The sequence below is a fragment of the Paenibacillus tundrae genome (genome assembly GCF_030812775.1).
Taxonomy (GTDB): domain Bacteria; phylum Bacillota; class Bacilli; order Paenibacillales; family Paenibacillaceae; genus Paenibacillus; species Paenibacillus tundrae_A.
Map to the genome: position 1 here is coordinate 103794 of NZ_JAUSTI010000015.1, position 19917 is coordinate 123710.

The 19917-nt window shown below is 44.3% G+C and carries 15 protein-coding genes, 1 pseudogene and 1 riboswitch; of the genes and pseudogenes, 13 read left to right on the forward strand and 3 right to left on the reverse strand.

Annotated elements, in window-relative coordinates; all coding sequences use genetic code 11:
- Positions 1-3: 3 nt before the first annotated feature.
- The 3 genes from J2T19_RS22125 to J2T19_RS22135 all read right to left on the reverse strand — a co-directional run bounded on the left by J2T19_RS22125 (position 4) and on the right by J2T19_RS22135 (position 2197).
- Positions 4-702, reverse strand: coding sequence for a Crp/Fnr family transcriptional regulator (locus J2T19_RS22125; protein ID WP_307219627.1), 699 nt, complete (start codon positions 700-702; stop codon positions 4-6).
- A 34-nt stretch (positions 703-736) separates the two neighbouring features.
- Positions 737-1162 carry a DMT family transporter gene (locus J2T19_RS22130; RefSeq protein ID WP_145048565.1) on the reverse strand — a complete coding sequence of 142 codons (426 nt, stop codon included), beginning with the start codon at positions 1160-1162 and terminating at the stop codon, positions 737-739.
- A gap of 237 nt (positions 1163-1399) precedes the next feature.
- Positions 1400-2197 (reverse strand): Nif3-like dinuclear metal center hexameric protein, encoded by a 798-nt coding sequence (locus tag J2T19_RS22135; protein ID WP_307219629.1) that lies wholly within the window; start codon positions 2195-2197, stop codon positions 1400-1402.
- Positions 2198-2647: 450 nt separating this feature from the next.
- Between J2T19_RS22135 and J2T19_RS22140 the strand changes: the two genes are divergently transcribed.
- The 13 genes and pseudogenes from J2T19_RS22140 to rhaA all read left to right on the forward strand — a co-directional run bounded on the left by J2T19_RS22140 (position 2648) and on the right by rhaA (position 19850).
- Positions 2648-3244: a biliverdin-producing heme oxygenase gene (locus J2T19_RS22140; protein ID WP_307219632.1), complete on the forward strand. Its 597-nt coding sequence runs from the start codon at positions 2648-2650 to the stop codon at positions 3242-3244.
- A gap of 49 nt (positions 3245-3293) precedes the next feature.
- Positions 3294-5840: a diguanylate cyclase domain-containing protein gene (locus J2T19_RS22145; RefSeq protein ID WP_307219634.1), complete on the forward strand. Its 2547-nt coding sequence runs from the start codon at positions 3294-3296 to the stop codon at positions 5838-5840.
- 144 nt (positions 5841-5984) lie between these two features.
- Positions 5985-7604, forward strand: coding sequence for a TerB N-terminal domain-containing protein (locus tag J2T19_RS22150; RefSeq protein WP_307219635.1), 1620 nt, complete (start codon positions 5985-5987; stop codon positions 7602-7604).
- 6 nt (positions 7605-7610) lie between these two features.
- Entirely contained in the window at positions 7611-8951 is a 1341-nt protein-coding gene (locus tag J2T19_RS22155; RefSeq protein WP_307219637.1) for an ATP-binding protein, read from the forward strand.
- Complete coding sequence (locus J2T19_RS22160; protein ID WP_307219640.1) at positions 8948-11161, forward strand: DEAD/DEAH box helicase; 2214 nt, start codon at positions 8948-8950, stop codon at positions 11159-11161. The genes J2T19_RS22155 and J2T19_RS22160 overlap by 4 nt, the downstream gene beginning before the upstream one ends.
- A 116-nt stretch (positions 11162-11277) precedes the next feature.
- Positions 11278-11388: riboswitch (purine riboswitch) on the forward strand.
- Between the two features lie 180 nt (positions 11389-11568).
- Entirely contained in the window at positions 11569-12516 is a 948-nt protein-coding gene (locus J2T19_RS22165; protein WP_307219642.1) for an EamA family transporter, read from the forward strand.
- Positions 12517-12732: 216 nt separating this feature from the next.
- Positions 12733-13167, forward strand: a complete 435-nt coding sequence (locus J2T19_RS22170) for a cupredoxin domain-containing protein (protein WP_307219645.1) — start codon at positions 12733-12735, stop codon at positions 13165-13167.
- 97 nt (positions 13168-13264) lie between these two features.
- Entirely contained in the window at positions 13265-14287 is a 1023-nt protein-coding gene (locus J2T19_RS22175) for an SDR family oxidoreductase (protein WP_307219647.1), read from the forward strand.
- A 175-nt stretch (positions 14288-14462) separates the two neighbouring features.
- A complete protein-coding gene (locus J2T19_RS22180; RefSeq protein WP_307219694.1) occupies positions 14463-14957 on the forward strand; it encodes a Crp/Fnr family transcriptional regulator in 495 nt (164 codons plus the stop codon).
- 110 nt (positions 14958-15067) lie between these two features.
- A pseudogene (locus J2T19_RS22185) lies at positions 15068-15349 on the forward strand (darcynin family protein); the annotation flags it as partial.
- Between the two features lie 125 nt (positions 15350-15474).
- The gene (gene treR, locus J2T19_RS22190; protein WP_307219649.1) at positions 15475-16185 is read left to right on the forward strand and encodes a trehalose operon repressor; all 711 of its coding nucleotides are present in this window, start codon (positions 15475-15477) and stop codon (positions 16183-16185) included.
- A gap of 239 nt (positions 16186-16424) precedes the next feature.
- Positions 16425-18494 (forward strand): bifunctional aldolase/short-chain dehydrogenase, encoded by a 2070-nt coding sequence (locus J2T19_RS22195; RefSeq protein ID WP_307219651.1) that lies wholly within the window; start codon positions 16425-16427, stop codon positions 18492-18494.
- An 84-nt stretch (positions 18495-18578) separates the two neighbouring features.
- Entirely contained in the window at positions 18579-19850 is a 1272-nt protein-coding gene (gene rhaA, locus J2T19_RS22200; protein ID WP_307219653.1) for an L-rhamnose isomerase, read from the forward strand.
- Positions 19851-19917 lie beyond the last annotated feature (67 nt).

Sequence of the window (19917 nt, forward strand, 5' to 3'; positions counted from 1 at the left end):
TCCTTATTCGTAAATGTTATGACCCGCCACTTCCCGTAGACCTGCCCGATCTTTGACGAGGATAAAGCCTGGGTTACGCTCAATGAGACCATCCGCACACAGTTTTTGAATAACACGATTCAAATGCCGATAACTGGTGCCGATCAGATTCGCGATATCCGTTAAATTGAAAGCATCCAATTCTTCATGAAATACAGTGCCATCCTCCTCGGTAGAGATGGAGAGAAGGTAACTGGCTAACCGAACTTCCACAGGATACATCAGATTAAAGTTAGAGAAGTTGGAGTCGATATAAAACTTGTGGGAGATAATTTTTAGCAGAAATTTGAGCATGGGTGCGTATTCGCCAGCATATTCAGCCAGATAACGATAATGGATACGCAGCATAACTACGGGTGAGACCGCTTGAACCGTATTAATAATGTTACTCTCCCGAACATATTCGACATCACCAACGACTTCCAAAGGTGTCTTGAAACAGAGCACTAATGTTTTATCTTGAGCTGATGTAGTGAAGATTTTGATCTTGCCTTCGACCAGCACATATAAATATTCGGAGGCCTCTCCTTCGCGACAGATGAGTTCGCATTTCTCAAAATGACATAACGTCATATGTTCACGTAGTGGCTCATAGAATACCGTCTCCAGTTGATACTGTCTAAGATAATGAAGTAATTTTTCGTTATTATGGATTTCTTCCATTAGGTATGCACCCCCACCGACCTAAACTAGCTAACTATAGCTTCATGATAATGACTCCTGTGATCATAAGTGCAATGCCCAGAAACTGTGGTAGTTTCATCTTCTGCTTCACTACACCAAACCATCCATTACTATCCACTAGAAATGTTAACGTCAATTGTGCAATTAACAGAGCAGAGATGGTGAAGGTCACACCCATTTGCTGAATCGCTGATACTTCACTGAATATAATGACAGCACCGAATGCGCCACCTGCGAGATATAACGGCTTCACTTGCTTAAGTCCCTGTACGTTAGCATCACGTACAACGATTAAAATAAGTGCTGCCAGAATAAATCCGGTGAGCTGGGTAATTGTAGCGGCTTGCCATGTGCCAATGTCTGTACTAATCCGAGTATTCGCAACGCCTTGTAGCGTAATACAAGCGCCGCCTAATATTGCAAAAATAATTCCTCTCATGGTGGTACTCTCCTTATCCTGCATGTTGCAACAGTTCCAGTTCAATGTAGACTGTCGATAAACTTCCGAATTCTATTAAATGACAAATCAGCGCTGTAAGCCAAGGACAAATGTCCTGAGCTTCAAAGTTACAGCATTTAGATTACACGAAGAGAAAACAAAAAGCCACTCACAAGGAGGGCTTTGAATAACATTCCAGTTCAATTGAAGATGAAACGATTTACATATAGCAACTTGTTATAACACTTTAAATATGGGTTGATCCGCTACAAAATGAATCGGTACAGTAGGGAACACTGTAGATAATCTATCAGCCAAAAGTTTCATACCAGACGCTTCACTCTCCGCATGTCCCATCATAATAAGTGCCTTGTCTTTCCCTTGTTGTACAGCGTCTCGCACATATTCTGGGGTCTCCCACTCGAAACCTTCGCCTGCAATGATAAGATCAAGCTCTTCATTCTGAAATAGAGGGATGGTCAGAGGCGCATTACCGCGAAACCCGACAAGGACTGCTGCACGCTTACAATCCATGGTTGGGCTACCAGCAACGCGTACGTATTCAAGACCTAAGGTTTTCTTCATATGGTTAGCGATATCCTGAACCGTTGTACCAGCCGGAAGTGAAAGAATGTCAGCTTCGGGTCTGTGTCGCTCCACATAAGCTGACCATCCCAACGCCTGAATTAATCCTTCCGTAATGCCGTCTGGCTGGTATCGATGAATAGCATCATGACAGCGATATATCGCAACATTTGCTTCTTCCATTAAGGTTCTTTTGGCTTCATAGACAGGGTCATTCATGAGCCAATCCGTCTGGCTGTGATGGTTGTAGAAGGGAGGTTCATGGGCAATGATCAGATTGGCATTCAATCGAATAGCGTGTTCAATCACATGATGTGTGGGCATAAAGGTGACAAAAATGCCTTGTACGTCTTGATCAGCTGAACCAATTAATAGTTGATCAACTGTATTTTCCGGTAACGTTATGTCTGTCGTGAGATGTTGGATTACATCTTGAATGGTTAATTTCATATGTATAATTCCTCCAGTGACAGGTGATATGAACAGTGTATCATGCGAGGGTAGAGTGAACTACCTTGTAGAGTGAACTACCTTATAATGAGACGAACTGGAGACTCTTGGTTTGGGTTTACATAGATGAGCGTGAGCATTCATAGTCCAGAATTCAGGAGGTTTGTTTCAATGCGGAGACCCTTGGATAATGAATGAGTTAAGGATGTTTTTTGGCTTTTGGGGATGCAGGTTAGATCTGGATTTAGTTTACGCTTGTGGTAACAACCACAAATCGAATATCAGCTGACATGCCGGGGATTGTTGTAGTTTTCTCACGCAAGAAAAAGTATACTAGCATAGTATCTTTGTCGGATAAAATGGAATATCTAATCCTATCTAAACTGATATTACCTGCAATAAGTCTTGTTTATGGATGAAGAGAACTTATAAAAAAGGATGATGATTTTCATGACAACAAGCAATCTTATGGAACGTCTCAAAACAGAGACCGCTCATTATCATAGACAAATTGAACTTAACCCTTATGCTAAAGCGATTATGAATCAAACGATAAGCTTGGGAAAGTATAAGCAATATCTGGAGAAATTCTACGGGTTTATTAAACCGATTGAAGAACAGGCTGTGAACATGCCTTTTTGGAATCACACAGGTCTTGATATTGAAATCAGAGGTAAAACGGCTCTTCTGGAGAATGACTTACGGAATTTAGGTTCAAGTGAAGAGGACATCCGAAATCTGCCCTTGTGTGAGCAATTGCCGGACATTTCTTCTCCTGCTCAATTGTTCGGCTATTTCTATGTAATTGAAGGTTCTACGAACGGTGGTCAGATTATGACCAAGCGATTGTCGCAGTTTTTGCCGATTGAGGCTGATCGTGGTCTTGCTTATTTTAACGCCTATGGCGAAGACACCAGAACGAGATGGAAAGAGTTCATGGAGCTTCTTCTTCAATCTGTTTCGAAGACGGAAGAGCATGACGAGATGGTGCATACAGCTTCTGAGACATTCCGCCTATTGGATCAGTGGATTAATACAGCAGATTAAGTGACAGTTATCGTAGAAGAACAACTGCAATGGAGGGGATTTATAATTCATGACCGAATCGAATTCGAGCAAAGAAAACAAACGGCTAAACCGTACGCTGCTGAGCCAGGGCACGTATACGAATGATCCGATAGATTTAAATAATTGCGATAAAGAGCCCATTCATATTCCGGGTTTTATCCAGCCGCATGGTGTGCTCTTGGCGGTGAACGCCTCTCATACACCTACTATTGTTCAATGTAGCCAGAATACAGAAGAATATCTTGGTCTGACTACAGATGAGATTTTGGGACTTCCACTTGAATCATTGGTTGGTAAGGACAGTCTAAGAGATTTGATGAGCTACACCTTCCATGCCGCGGTTACATCCGACCTACAGTACATGGACGTGACGGTGGATGTATCTGGAGAGCTACGAACTTTTTTGACAGTTATACATGAGAGTGAAGGTTTGTTAATTTTGGAGATGGAACCATCCAATCCTGACGAGAAGGCTGATGTAGAGACCAGTGATTATTTGTGGATTTCCCGTTTTTTTGGACGGATTAAGAGCACAAGTAACCGCACGCAAGCTAGTCAGATTGCAGCAGAGCAAGTGAAGGAAATGCTGGGGTACGATCGAGTCATGATTTACGAGTTTGATGAAACATGGAACGGAAAAGTTATTGCTGAGGCACGCGAAGAACATCTCGAACCTTTCCTCGGACATCACTATCCTGCATCGGATATCCCTAAGCAAGCTAGGGAGCTGTACCTACGCAATTGGTTGCGTACTATTGTAGACGTGCATTATCAACCGGTAGAGATTGTACCACTGCTTCAACCTTTGACAGGTAAACCTCTTAACTTAAGCTTATCCGTGCTTCGAAGTGTATCACCTCTACACATTGAGTACTTGCAGAATATGGGTGTGGGTGCTACGGTGACGATCTCTCTCATCAATGACAACCATTTATGGGGGCTGATTACGTGTCATCATTATTCACCAAGGTATGTGCCGCATCGCATTCGTAACTTGTGCAATTTCTTGGGGGCATTCTTTTCCAGCGAATTGTTTCAACGTCATCAACTGGACGAGTATCAGGCTGAGATTCACACACGTGAGCAAGCTGCACGAATCTCGAATATCTTTATAGGCAATACAAGCCCAGCAAGAGTGGTGGAGGAATTACAAGGTGAACAGCAAACCTTGCTTAACCTTATGGGAGCTTCGGGAGCAGCCGTTTGTTATCAAGACAAGTTACTGCTCTATGGGGATACACCAACTTGGGAGCAGGTGAGGGGACTCGCAGCATGGCTGGCGGGTGAGTCTGAGGATTACAGTTATCATACGTCCCAGCTTAGTTTGGAATATGAACCAGCTAAGACGTATAAGGAAAAAGCATCCGGTATCGTATATGTCGCTATATCCCCAGGCCAGCATCACTACATCATCTGGTTCCGACCAGAAGTCGTACAATTGGTTGATTGGGCAGGAGACCCGGCCAAAGCGGTGATCAAAACGGATGATGGGATTCGATTGTCTCCGCGAAAATCGTTTGAGAAGTGGAGGGAAGTTGTGCAATCAACATCCTATCCTTGGACAGCTAAAGAACTTAATGTTCTGCCGTTGCTCAAAACGATCGTACGCCGTCAAACCGAGAATCAGTTGGTACAGGCTGAGGAGCAGGCATTGCAGAATGCCCGTATTTTGCGTCAGAATGAGCAGCGATATTTGCAGTTGATGGATTTCTCGCCAGTGGCTTTCCTCACATTAACAGATGGGAAAATAAAATACTGTAATAACCGTGCAGCCGAACTACTTGGGTTTGAAGCGACCAAAAGCCTCATTGGTATGGACTTTAAGAAACTGGTACCGGAGAAGACGCAAGGAACGCTGCAGAAAAGCATTGATGAGATACAACTCAACAGCACACAGTTGTTCACGAACCAATTGTATTTCGTTACAGCCACGGGAACATCGTTGCTGCTTGAGATCACTCTTGCTTCGGTCACTCATGGAGGGAAGCCATCATTAATGGTGCTCCTTAATAGCGGTGCTTCGCATCACGATCAGGATCGTTATAATCAAACAACACATCAGCTACAGAATGTCCTCAATACGGATCCACTAACGGACATGCCGGTTCAAGCGATATTTAAATCGCAGCTCCAGGATGATTGGGATGAATGCTTACGTGATAACTGTAGCTTAGGATTGCTGTTTATTGATATAGATGATTTTCGTTCATATAATGCGACGTATGGCTTACAAGGCGGAGATCTGTGTCTGCAATGGATCGGTGAAGTGCTTACCGTTGTATGCGAGCAATATGATGCCTTAATCTCTCGCTTACAAGGGGGAACCTTCATGTTGAAGCTGAAGGGAACGACTTCTGACCGTTCTGCTGAACTTGCAGAAGAGATTAGACAACATGTGCTCGCGCTGCAAATCCAGCGTGATTTATCGGATCCAAATGAAATCGTAACGGTTAGTGTTGGAGGAGCGGTATTGGTTCCTCAGGAGCAGTTAACGATATCTGATCTGATCGAGAGGGCTAGTCAGGCGCTGCTACAAGCCAAAACGGAAGGCAAAAACCGTGCTGTAGTCGTTTAGAATCTTATGAGATATGGCGTTTGAACTGGCAACAGTTCAGGCGTCATTTTTTGTTCACCATTGGAATAGGACAAGTGTTATAATGAGCGGTATGGATACACTTGTTCGTATTCTCTACTAGAGGATGGGGTGAAGTATGAAACAATGGAAGACAATTCAAGACAATTGGAATTTACCGAGATTGACTTAAGTGAGGATGTTAGGACAACTGAAGTTCCTATACCTGATCGATCAACTTTGGCTCGCGCTCCTTTGGATAAACAAGTGACGAACGGGGGCGTTTTGTCCTCGGAGCGAAGGTTCGCTGAGGAAGCACGACAATATGTTGAATTGCGCGGAGAAGAGGCCGCATTTGTACCTTTTATGAGTTACTGGCCAACCTATGGTGTGATGAGCGAGTCACAACGAAGCTGGTACTTCTACTGGCGAACTGAAGTACGTGCCGAACGATATCCGGATACGGACTTATCATATCTTTTTGTTCACATCTACGAGTTAATTAATGGTATTGGATGGCAAGATCCAGAGTGGGGATATGAGCAATTAAAACGATTATGGGTTAATTATCGGGAACGGTTCCCTCAACTTGATGTATACATGCAGGATTGGCTTGTCGACTATGGGTTCGTGCATCAAGTGCATATATCGTTAACTGAGATTATGGAGATCACGAGTGGTTTTCTTCCAATGGAGATATCAGATATGGAGCTTCATCGGTTGCTGACGAGCGACATGTCGAAATTGTCGTTAAAATTACTTAGCAGATATTATGAGTATGACATCACACTCAATAAATTTTATAGAGACCAAGGTCAGAGTGCATTGGAACGATATATTCCACAAGTGATGGTTGTCATGGAATCCTATCTGCAACGAACGCGTGGAATAGGCTTGATTGATCATTTGCAGTTGACGAAGGAGAAGAGCATCCAACGTACGTTATTTCGCAAAGCTGTTTATGATGATACGTTATATGGGAACTCGATTGACCTTACCTTTGTTCCTGTTGGTGAAAGTGTTCCATTCTGTTCATTGGTTACGAGGATTTTCCGTTGCACTGAAAATAAATTACGGGAATTACTCGGTTTCAGAGGCAGATTGCGTGGCAAGACCCTCGATACGGAGTTTGCTCAAGTCATTGAGCGATATTTAGATAAGGTGTTTGCTGCTGAGCAAGAAGAGCTTAAGGAGAAGCCAACGGTTCGGATTGATCTGGAGAAGCTTGCCGTTCTGCAGCAGGAGAGTGACTATGTTCGAGAAGCTCTTATGATGGACGAGCTAGCCTATTCAGATGACAAGCTTGCGCTAGACAACCAACTTCTGAATCAACACCAAGGGATGCAAGTCATCGGGGAACAAGTCACATCTAAGAAAAATGAATTCAGTACATCTCCTCAGCCAGAGGATGTCAACGTACAGCGTACAACAGAAACTATGGAACCCGACGATGGTAGTATCGATTTGGAGACAAAAGAAGAAGTCTTCACTTTAGAATGGGAGGATTCTTTCATCGCTGAATTGGATGATGAATGGATTCTTTTCGCAAATGAGATAGCTCCACGACATGTGCAGGTGATATATGCATTATTAGGTGATGAACCTGACCGTGAACTGATGCAGGTGGCTGAGCGGAATGGTACAATGCCTGCGCTTTTGCTTGATGAGATCAACGATGTAGCTATGGAAACGATCGGCGATCTACTCATTGATAACGACCGGATTGTTCCGGATTATATAACGGTGTTTGAACATGTGAAGAGGTGATATGTAATGACAGAATTTAAAATACCGAAACGAATCACAACGGCTCTTGTCAATTCTTTAACGGCTGGTGTTGTGCCGCGGATTGGATTGGAGCAGATTGCGGTTGGTCGGAAGCCTGAAGTAGAGGCAATTTTGCAAGATATGGATAATATCGCAGAAGGCGGAGCTGCTTTTAAACTGATTACAGGTCGATATGGTAGTGGCAAAAGCTTTCTTCTGCAAATGATTCGCAATTATGCGATGGATCGTGAGTTTGTCGTGGCAGACGGCGACCTGTCCCCTGAGCGAAGACTTGTGGGAACCAAAGGTCAAGGACTGGCTACATATCGTGAGCTGATGACCCGCCTGTCTACACGTACACGACCGGATGGCGGCGCATTGGAGCCAATTTTACAGAAATGGATTGCAGCACTGCAGCAGCAAACGATGCAAAATAACGGATTAAGACCAGACGATCCAGCACTTGCCTTGCAAGTAGAGCAGCAGATCTATGCGGTAACGAATGAGATGCAGAATCTGGTTCATGGATTTGATTTTGCTAAAGTGTTGGCTTCGTACTGGAACGGCTATAAGCTCGGTGACGATGATCAGAAGCAAGCGGCTCTCCGCTGGTTAAGAGGGGAATATGCAACCAAGACAGAGGCCAAGAAAGAACTGGCTGTTGGGGTGATCATTGACGATGATAACTGGTATGATTACTTCAAATTATGGTCTGAATTTATTGCTAAGATCGGATATAAAGGTCTGCTGCTGTTTATTGATGAGGCAGTTAATCTGTACAAAATTACAAATAGCGTATCTCGTCAGAGTAACTATGAGAAGCTGCTCACGATGTTTAATGATACGATGCAAGGTAAAGCCGAGCATCTGGGCATTTTTGTAGGAGGAACCCCACAGTTTGTGGAGGATGAACGTAGAGGATTATTTAGTTATGAGGCGCTTCGCTCCAGATTAATTGACGGCCGTTATGCAGTAAGAGATTATGCGAATTATACAGGGCCTATTCTGAAGCTATCCATGTTATCTCATGAGGAAATTCTAATTCTACTACAGAAGCTTCGCCAGATTCATGCCTTACATTTTGGATATACCGCAAGTTTGCGTGATGAAGAATTAGTTGATTTTATGCAAATGGCAGTTAACCGACTTGGAGCCGATGAGATGCTCACGACCCGTGAAGTGGTGAGAGATTTTATGGATGTGTTGCACACGCTGCATCAGAATCCGGAAGTGACGTATACTCAATTGCTGGGAGAGCGAGCGGTTAAACCTGAAGGGTCGAGTAAAGCAGGCACTTCATCATCCACGGATGAGCTAGATGACTTTCTCGCGGAATTTGAGTTATGAGTGAAACAAACCCCTTTTATCGCTTAGCGCCGTTTGTACAGGAATTTATATATAAAAAAAGATGGGAGTCTCTTCGTCCAGCCCAGATCGAAGCGTGCAATATTTGCTTTCATACTCCACATCATATGTTGATTGCGGCGGGCACAGCCTCTGGCAAGACGGAAGCAGCTTTTTTTCCTGCGTTAACCGAATTGTATGAACGTCCATCCAAATCGGTTGGGATTTTGTATATTGGGCCTCTAAAAGCCTTGATTAATGATCAATTTGAGCGGTTGAAGGATCTGTTGTCTGAAGGTCATATTCCAGTGTGGCATTGGCATGGAGATGTAGCTCAAGCGGAGAAAACACGTTTGGTGCGAAATCCGTCAGGTGTACTCCAGATTACACCAGAATCATTAGAAGGTCTGTTGATGAATCGACCGAATGCGATTCCAGCTTTGTTTCATGACCTGAGATATATCATTATTGATGAAGTGCATGCCTTCATGGGAGCGGATCGGGGAATACAGGTACTGAGTGAGCTGGCTCGTATTGAACGTATGGCAGGGTGCAAGCCTCGCCGTGTTGGCTTGTCCGCAACGCTCAGCGATTATGATGCAGCGACTGCTTGGCTTGCTGCTGGAACAGATCAGGGTGTAGATGTTGTCTCTTCACCCGGTGGTCGAAAATTACGCCTTCGGGTTGAACATTTCTCATTCCCGGATGCGCGTGATGAAGAACAGGCAGAACATCTGCACAATGCCCGTAAAGCATATTATGATTTTATTTACGAGTGTACCCATCGGAAGAAGGCGTTAGTCTTCACCAACAGTCGGACAGATGCGGAAGTTACTATTCTTGAGCTACGGCGAGTTGCCGCAAGAAGACAGGAGCGTGATGTATTCCACGTACACCATGGCAGCATTTCAGCGATGCTGAGAGAAGAGACGGAGGCTGCGTTACGCACAGGAGCAGGGCCGGCGGTAGCCGCTGCAACCGTAACACTGGAACTCGGCATAGATCTTGGAGAACTTGAGCGAGTTGTGCAGCTTGGTGCGCCTTACAGTGCGTCGAGTTTTGTTCAACGACTAGGACGATCTGGTCGCCGGGATGATATGGCTTCAGAGATGTTATTTGTATGCCCAGAGGAAGAGGCGGAGGATGCTGAGCTTCCTGCATGTATACCGTGGACGTTACTTCGTGCGATTGCAGTCATTGAATTATATGTGAAGACGAAGTGGGTTGAACCACTTGAGGCTCGTAAAATGCCGATGGGGGTACTCTATCACCAAACGATGAGTATGCTCAAAAGTATGGGGGAAGCCGAACCAAGAGAGCTTGCAGAGGCTGTCCTTTCGCTTGCACCTTTTGCCCAAATCAACCGCAGTCAGTTTGATGTATTTCTAAATTATCTGATTGATACCGATCATCTGCAGTGGACAGAAGAGCAGACGTTAATTATTGGACTAACCGGCGAGAAAACGGTGAATAATTATCGTTTCTACGCCGTCTTCAAGGATGATGAAGAGCATAAAGTGTTGAATGGCTCTGAAGAAATAGGCTCCATTACGACTGTGCCGCCACCAGGCTACTGCTTCTCTCTTGCAGGTAAGCTGTGGAAGGTCGAAGAAGTGGATCGTAAACATAAGTCTGTATATGTTAAGTCTGCGAAAGGCAAAGTGGATACATTATGGCTCGGCGCAGGCGGCGATATTCATACGATGGTAATTCAGAAAATGAGAGAAGTGTTGTCCAGTTCAGCCATCTATCCTTACCTATCACCGCAGGCAGTGAACCGACTAGAGCGGGCGCGTAGGTTGGCTCGCGAGACTGGACTCCTGAAGCAAGTCGTCATACCGGCAGGCGGCGATTCTCATTATGTGTTGCCATGGGTGGGTAGCAAAGCATTCCGTACATTGGAGCGACTTATGAAGCATAATCTATCAAGCAAACTAGCGTTAAGATCTGTGGTGCCCATGGAGCCTTATTATTTTGTAGTCTCTGGTCAAGTAGATGCACGCACATTGTTAGCTGAAATTATGAGTGAATGTCGTGCAGCTGAAGATGCATCTGCGTTGCTTGCTGAGGATGAATCGCCATACCTTGGTAAATACGATGAGTTTGTAGCTCCGCCATTAATTCGCAATGCCTTTGCGGTGGATGGTTTGGATCTGCGTGGACTACAAGCAGGCTTACAGCAAACGCTGGAATGGAATACAACGGATGTATAACGTATGTAAGCGAAAGAGGTTATACAACATTCAGTATCCATTTCTAAATTTGTAAAACAGGGTTGACACCATCTCACCTCCCATGTAATATATGAAAAGTCGTCACAGAAGAACACATCACAAAAGCATATTCATTTCGTATAACCTCGCAGGCCGAAAGTGTACACAGGGCGAGGGTCTCTACGGGAAGCCTATACTTCCTAACTACGATGGCAAGGGATTCATGTATTCCTTGTACGTAGTTAGGATTTTTTTGCATTTTGGATGTTTATTTCTAAGCCGGGATTCTTAGGAATCTGGAGAGAACAGGTGTCTTTCAAGATTGTTCTGTCCCCAGGTGACAAGTGTAAAGAGACGTTATTCTATTGAAATCGATATTGTTGGAACATCAGGAGGTTTGTTCATCAATGAAATATTATGTATCTGTTCTTGCGGGAGCAATGAGTTACGGCATATTATCCACGATCGTGGTTTTGGCTTATGGTGAAGGCTATAAGTTAGGTGAGGTTGTGGGCACGCAACTGATTACAGGATTCATTCTTTCGTGGATGCTGGCACTATACACAAGATTTAACTTGAAACGCAAACATAATAAAGCAGGTAAATCATCCACAGCATCGACTCATGTTTTTCAAAAATTAACGTGGAAACAGCGTTTAATGCTCATGGCGGCAGGCACACCGACCGTGATTACTGGATTGGTGTATTACCAATCACTGCGATACATTCCGGCATCGCTTGCCATTATTCTATTGTTTCAATTCACATGGATTAGCGTATTGATTCAGGCAGTAAGCAAGCGGCAGCGTCCAAATAAAGTCACCCTACTCACACTAGTTATACTCTTTGGGGGGACATTGCTGGCTGCAGGTTTCCTCGAACAGGGACTTGCTGAATTTAGTGGTCTAGGGATTGCGCTGGGACTTATGGCAGCTGTAAGTTACTCTTTATTTGTTCTATTCAGTGGAAAAGCAGTTCCGTCAGCGCATCCTGCATTTCGCAGCGCATGGATGGTGACTGGAGGTTTGGTTCTGCTATGCATCCTGTTCCCACCGACGTTCTTGTTTAATGGCTTGATCTGGAGCCAGCTGCTTGTCTTCGGTTTATTGCTCGGATTCTTCGGAGCTTTTATCCCACCAGTACTGTTCGCCATTGGCGTTCCGCATATTGGAGGGGACATGGCAGGCATACTAGGTGCGGTAGAACTTCCGGTTGCGGTGCTGCTCTCAGCCATCGTACTTCATGAGCATGTTAGCGTGTTGCAATGGTTCGGGGTTATTGTGGTGTTACTTGGCGTTGCCTTACCTGAATTGCACAAGCTAAGGGTAAAACGAGCTTCGCCTTCATATTCATGAAATAGTCATTTTTATTAAAATTCAACGAGCTTTTCTTAGGAAGCCTGAGAAATCAGGCTTTTTTTGATATGTAAATTTAAAATTTGATTGGAAATGCGTGACTGCTCCGGCATCGAAGCTGGCTATAGCCCACTGGAGTCATTTTAATTTTGAGATGAATCAGGTATGCTTAAAACGTGTGCTTGAGCTATGAATGATGGAAAGAGGAGCGTTGATATGAATAGTTGGATCCGTAAAGCATGGCCAATGTTAACATTGGGTCTTGCTGTAGTTGTTTTACTTGGTTCGTTTCTAGTGTATTTTATGGGTAAAGATATGTCCCCGGGTTCGGAAAGCGCCAAAGCTGCGAATGCAGCTAAAGTCGAGACAGCAGAAGATCTGCAGGGATTTGAAGTTATTGATGTGAGTGTAAGTAACGACGGTTTTGGTCCTGATGTCATTGAAGTAAAGGCAGGGGTTCCGACCAAAATTAATTTTATCCTTACTCGGCAAGTTACACATGTTAAGTCATTGTTATCCAGTGATCTTGGCATGGATCTATACATGCAAAAGGGAGATAACTACTACACGGTCGATCCTGATTTAAAACCAGGTGAATACCAGATTCATTGCGGAATGTATATGATTTATGGAAAAATCAAAGTTGTCTAGAATGAAGGAGCAAAGTTTCGGAGACCCCGGAGCTTTGCTCCTCTTTTGCATGCATGATATCATGGTAGAGCCATATATTCCATCTGGAGGTGCAAATATGAAAGCGCTATTTATTGGAGGCACAGGAACAATCAGTACAGCCATTACAACTCAACTTGCTGAGCAGGGCTGGGAGCTATATCTCATCAATCGAGGGAATCGTAATGCAAACCTTCCTACGGAAGTGAAGGTATTGCAAGCAGATATTAATGACGAAGCACGAGTAGCAGAGCTGATTGTCGACCTGAATTTCGATGTGGTGGCAGACTTTATTGCATTTGTACCCGCGCAGTTGGAGCGAAATTATCGTCTGTTCAAGGATAAAACAAAACAATTTATATTTGTTAGCTCTGCATCAGCATATCAGACCCCGCTTGCCGATTATCGGATCACGGAAGGCACGCCACTATCCAATCCGTATTGGGAATATTCGCGTAACAAGATTGCCTGTGAGGAATACCTATTGAAGCAATACCGTGAGCAAGGATTTCCTATAACGATTGTACGTCCGAGTCACACGTATAATGAGCGATCCGTACCTTTGGGTGTGCATGGTGCGCAAGGAAGCTGGCAGGTGCTTAAGCGTATGCTTGATAATAAGCCGGTTATTATTCATGGCGACGGCACGTCATTATGGACTATAACGCACAATCGCGATTTTGCTAAAGGCTTCATCGGTCTGATGGGCAACATCCATGCAATCGGAGAGTCGGTACATATTACGTCAGACGAATCCGTCACGTGGAATCAGATTTATGAGATCATTGCGAGTGCGCTGGGCGTTAAGCTTCATGCCGTACATGTATCCTCTGAGTTTTTGGCTGCCTGCAGTGATCAAGATCTTCGAGGAGGATTACTTGGCGATAAGGCGAATACCGTTGTTTTTGATAACAGCAAGCTGAAAAGGTTGGTGCCCGACTTCGTAGCAACTACGCGCGCGGATCAAGGCATTAGAGATACTGTTGAGCATATTCTTGCCCATCCTGAGCTTCAAACAGAAGATCCAGAGTTCGATGCATGGTGCGACAAGGTTGTCGGCGTGCTGGATGAAGCGTTACTGAAGATCAGAAACGAATTGTGAGTACTTACGTTCGTGAAGTGAATCGTTATAATCAAGAAAAAATGACACGGTTTAGGGGAGGCACCCTAGCAGAGGACTTAGTCCTTTGTTGGGATGCCTCCTTTTTTTGGTGTGTCTAAAGGAGAGCGGACGCTTGGCTAAATATTCCATATCATCTACAGAGTGGGACTGGTTTGTGAATGCAACTACGGTTAAGCATATTCCAAGAGGAGTCGCGATTGTCCAATCAGGTGATGAAGTAACTCATGCCTATTTCTGTACGCATGGGTTATTTCGTTTGTATTACACATTACCTGATGGACGAGAATATAATGTTGCCTTCACGTTGGAAAATGACTTTGCAACTTCGTATGGAGCAATGATAAGTGGATCAATATCCATGTATACCATTCAGGCGATGGAAGATTCCATAGTGATCGAGATTCCCTATGATGCCTTACAGATGCTTATGGATCGAAGTCATAGCTGGGAACGATTTGTTAGAACGGCTGTGGAGCGACTGTATATCCGTAAGGAAGAACGTGAGAGGGAATTATTATATCTGTCTGCGCTGGAGCGATATCGAGCTTTCTTAGTCAAATATCCAGGGCTGGAGAAGAGAATTCAACAATATCACATTGCGTCCTATTTAGGCATCTCACCTGTGTCACTGAGTCGATTACTGCATTAGAGTGATTAACCTATGTTAATGCCAACCTGGTTTAGGCGCGTTAAAATGAATCACAACAACTAATACTCAGACAGAGGTGACAGAAATGCGGCAAATGATGATTGTTTTAAGAGCGTAGGAACTATGCGGCCTCATTACAGGAAATTATCAATAAGTATGGTACAGAAGTTAGTGTAAGATTCTTTGATGCGGAGGCTCTCCCTGGTAAAGACTATACTGATTTTGTAGTATGCGAGACCGAAGATATCAAGCAGTATCACTATATGTGGGAAGAAATTCGTGATTCGGAGCCGTATATCAGGGGATATATGAAAATTAAGGATGTCATTATGGGTTTGGAAAATGCTTTCCAATCCTATGAGACAGAAGCATTACGCATGCTTGCAGAGTAAAACAAATCCGGGACCAGTTCACGTTAGGTTGGGATCCCCCATTAACTTTGCTAACGAAAACGCTCATGCTATAATGAGTTGCTATATAAGTTAATAATAAGGGTAATGAACAGTGGTGATGACGAATGAATAATAAATTTATCCGGATTTATGAGGATATCGCAGCGGATATTCGGACAGGGAAAATTGAGGCAGGAACACTGCTCCCATCTGAGCTGGATCTGTCTGAGCAATATCAAACGTCCAGAGAGACCATCCGTAAAGCATTGAAAATGTTATATGAAGAAGGATACATCCAGAAGATTCAGGGTAAAGGCTCCATTGTATTGGACATCCGCAAAATTGACTTTCCTATCTCGGGTCTTGTGAGCTTCAAAGAATTAGCCCAAAAAATGGGTCATCGTGCGAAGACGTATGTGAACGTGTTCGAAGATCGAGAAGTAGATCACAATTTATTCAAGCAAATTGGCTTCGCGCTGAACGAGAACGTCTGGGAGATCGTGCGTGTACGTCATGTAGACGGGGAGCATGTCATTCTGGATAAGGATTATATTAGCCAGAAGCTTGTTCCAGGACTTAGCAAGGAGATCTGCAATAACTCGATCTACGAGTACATTGAGGGAGAGCTAGGTCTCGCCATCTCGTTTGCTAAGAAGGAGATTTTGGTTGAAGAGCCTACGGAAGAGGATCGGAAATGGCTTGATCTGGATGGGTTCCATAACGTCGTTGTGGTGAGGAGCCAAGTGTACCTAGAGGATGCGAGTCCGTTCCAGTATACGGAATCTAGACATCGTCCTGATAAGTTTAAATTTGTTGATTTTGCCCGACGTCGTTGAGTAGGGTTAAGGTCTAAACCTGAGAAGTACCTGTTCGCATCTTTGGATGTGGATGGGTGCTTTTTTTGTGTTAAAGTGCGAAATGAGGAACAGCATAGTATGTTCGAGGTGGAAATGATCATCACTTCTTTCTGTTTTTGAATATTTCCGTTTATATTTAAAATCTTTTTGTTTTCAAAACAAAACAAAGATGTTAAACTCTGATTAGGAATAAAACAAACATTATCGGAGGGAAACGAATGGTACAGAGTTTATGGAATTCAGCGCAGGCTTCAGAGAGAACAACAGGACTAGATCAGTTGGTTTACCGCTCCAACCTTATTGGTGCTGATCGCAGTGTGTGCAATATCTTCGGGGGTAACACATCTACCAAAACGACAGTACAGGATTTCCGTGGTCGTGAGATCGAAGTTATGTATGTTAAAGGTAGTGGCTCTGACTTGGGCTCCATGCAAGCGAAGCATTTTACAGGTCTTGCGCTTGAGGACATTCGTCCATTAATTGAACGGGAATCGATGACAGATGAAGAGATGGTTGAGTATTTGGGACATTGTATGATTGATTCCAAGCACCCACGTGCTTCCATTGAGACACTACTGCATGCGTTCCTTCCATATAAACATGTTGACCATACACACCCAGATGCCATAATTAGTTTGTGTTGTGCAGATAACGGAAAAGAATTAGCAAGAGAAATTTACGGAGACCGATTTGTATGGGTGCCATATGTACGTCCTGGTTTTACATTATCTAAAATGATTGCTGAAAGCGTATTCGCGAATCCCAATGCTGAGCTTGTACTTATGGAGAAGCATGGATTGGTTACTTGGGGAGACACATCAGAAGAGTGTTATGCACAGACGATCAAAATCATTAACGAAGCGGAAGCGTTTATTGAAGCACGGGTAGATGAAGCAAGCCTCTTTGGCGGCGTGAAGCATCCGGCACTTGCGGCTGAGGTTCGTCGTGAGATCGTATCTCGTGTGATGCCGACAATTCGAGGGGCAGTATCCGATAGCAAAAAAATGATTTTGTCCTTTGACGATCAAGATGACGTTCTTGCCTTTGTCGGCGGGGCAGATTCACCGCAATTATCTCAGGTCGGAGCAGCGTGCCCGGATCATCTGGTACATACCAAAGTCGTACCATTGTTTATTGATTGGACACCTGACGCTAATGATATTGAAGGACTTCAGGCGAAGCTGGTCGATGGTGTAGCAGCGTATAAAGAGCAGTATCAACAATATTTTGAAAGTAACAAAAATGAAGGCGATATTATGTTTGAAGCTGCACCACGGGTTATTTTGATTCCGGGTGTAGGAATGATTAACACAGGTAAGAGCTGGGCGCTTTCCCAAGTGAGTGGGGCGTTGTATCACAGAGCTATTGCCGTGATGCGTGGGGCAACCAGTCTTGGACAATTCGTATCGCTGAGTGCCAATGAGTCCTACAATGTGGAATACTGGCCACTTGAATTATACAAACTCTCTCTTGCACCAGCGGAGACGGAATTCTCTCGTAAAGTAGCCTTTATTACAGGAGGCGCAGGAGGCATTGGAAGTGAAACAGCGCGTAGACTCGTATCCGAAGGAGCGCATGTTGTCCTTGCTGATTTGAATCTTGAGGGTGCACAGAAGGTTGCACAAGAGATTAATGACCAATATGGCGCCAATCGTGCTTATGCACTTAAAATGGATGTAACCGATGAAGCGGCGGTGCAAGCGGCTTATGCGGAAGTTGCCATCCAATACGGCGGTGTAGATATCATTGTGAACAATGCGGGGCTAGCTACTTCCAGTCCGTTTGACGAGACATCCTTGAAGGAATGGAACTTGAACATGAATGTCCTGGGTACAGGTTACTTCCTCGTTGCGCGTGAAGCCTTCAAGCTGATGAAGCAGCAAGGAATTGGGGGCAGCATGGTCTTCATTGGTTCCAAAAATTCGGTATATGCTGGGAAAAGCGCATCCGCATACAGTTCTGCTAAAGCACTTGAAGCGCATCTTGCTCGTTGTATTGCGGCTGAGGGCGGAGAGTATGGCATTCGTGTAAACACGATTCTACCAGATGCTATTCTGCAAGGTTCAGCGATCTGGAACGGTTCTTGGAGAAATGAACGTGCGGCAGCGTATGGCATTGAACCGGATCAATTAGAAGAGTACTACCGTAAGCGCACCACGCTACTTGTTAATATCTATCCAAGAGATATCGCAGAAGGTATTGCTTTCTTTGCTTCTTCCAAATCAGAGAAAACAACCGGATGCATGATGACTATTGATGGCGGTGTTCCAGCAGCATTTACACGTTAAATTGATAGTAATCAGCTCATAGCTTCACTTGGGAAAACCCATATATCTTATGAACATAGACAAATAGAATAGGGAGGGTTCTTGATGGATAATCAAGTCAAACAAGCGTACGAAGCGGCTAAGTCTCTATATGCACAGCACGGGATTGATACCGATGAAGTTCTGAAGAAGCTTGCGGAGATTAAAGTTTCTGTGCACTGTTGGCAAGGCGATGACGTTAAAGGTTTCTTGAATCAAGAAGGCGAGTTAACTGGGGGAATTTCCGTAACAGGTCAATACCCTGGGGCTGCTACGACGCCAAATGAACTTCGAACAGATCTGGAGCAAGCTTTTGCCCTCATTCCTGGTAAACATAAAGTGAATTTGCATGCAATCTATGCTGATACTGATGAACGCGTTGAATTAGATCAAATTGAGCCAAAGCATTATGAGAATTGGGTTACATGGGCTAAAGAGCAAGGACTCGGTTTAGACTTTAATCCAACATGCTTCTCCCATGAAAAATCAAGTGATGGATTCACGTTGAGTCACCCTGACTCGGAAATTCGCAAGTTCTGGATTGATCATTGTAAAGCTTCCCGTCGCATCGGAGCCTATTTCGGAGAACAGTTAGGTCAGACCTGTGTGACCAATGTATGGGTTCCTGATGGCTTTAAGGATAACCCTGTAGATCGTATGGCTCCGCGCAAACGTTTGAAAGACGCTTTGGATGAGGTTTTTGCTGAGAAGCTTGATCCGAAGCATAATCTGGATGCAGTCGAGAGCAAATTGTTCGGTCTAGGCTCTGAGGCTTATGTGGTAGGTTCACATGAGTTTTACATGGGATACGGCTTACAAAATGATACATTAATCTGTCTGGATGCTGGACATTTCCATCCAACAGAAGTCATTTCGAATAAATTATCTTCGTTAGCTCTGTTCACGAGTGGCATTCTGCTTCATGTAAGCCGCCCTATGCGCTGGGACAGTGATCACGTCGTTATTATGGATGATGAGCTGCTGGAGATTGCACGTGAACTTGTACGTCATGATCTGTTATCTACAACACACATCGGTCTGGATTTCTTTGACGCAAGTATCAATCGGGTGGCTGCATGGGTGGTTGGAACGCGGAACACGATCAAAGCACTGCTTCGTGCGATGTTAGAACCGATTGAAGCATTGAAGGATGCTGAACTTAAAGGGGATTACACGCTGCGTCTGGCGTTAACAGAAGAATTCAAATCTTATCCATTCGGCGCGATCTGGGATTATTACTGTGCTCAGCAAGGTGTGCCGGTACGTGAACAATGGATCACTGAGATCAAAAATTATGAGCAAAACGTATTGCTTCAACGTCAAACCTCGCTTGTGTAGTTTGTAAGCATTAGCGAGTTAGATGTGAAAGAGCCTTTGTTGAACTTCAATGTTCATCAGGGGCTCT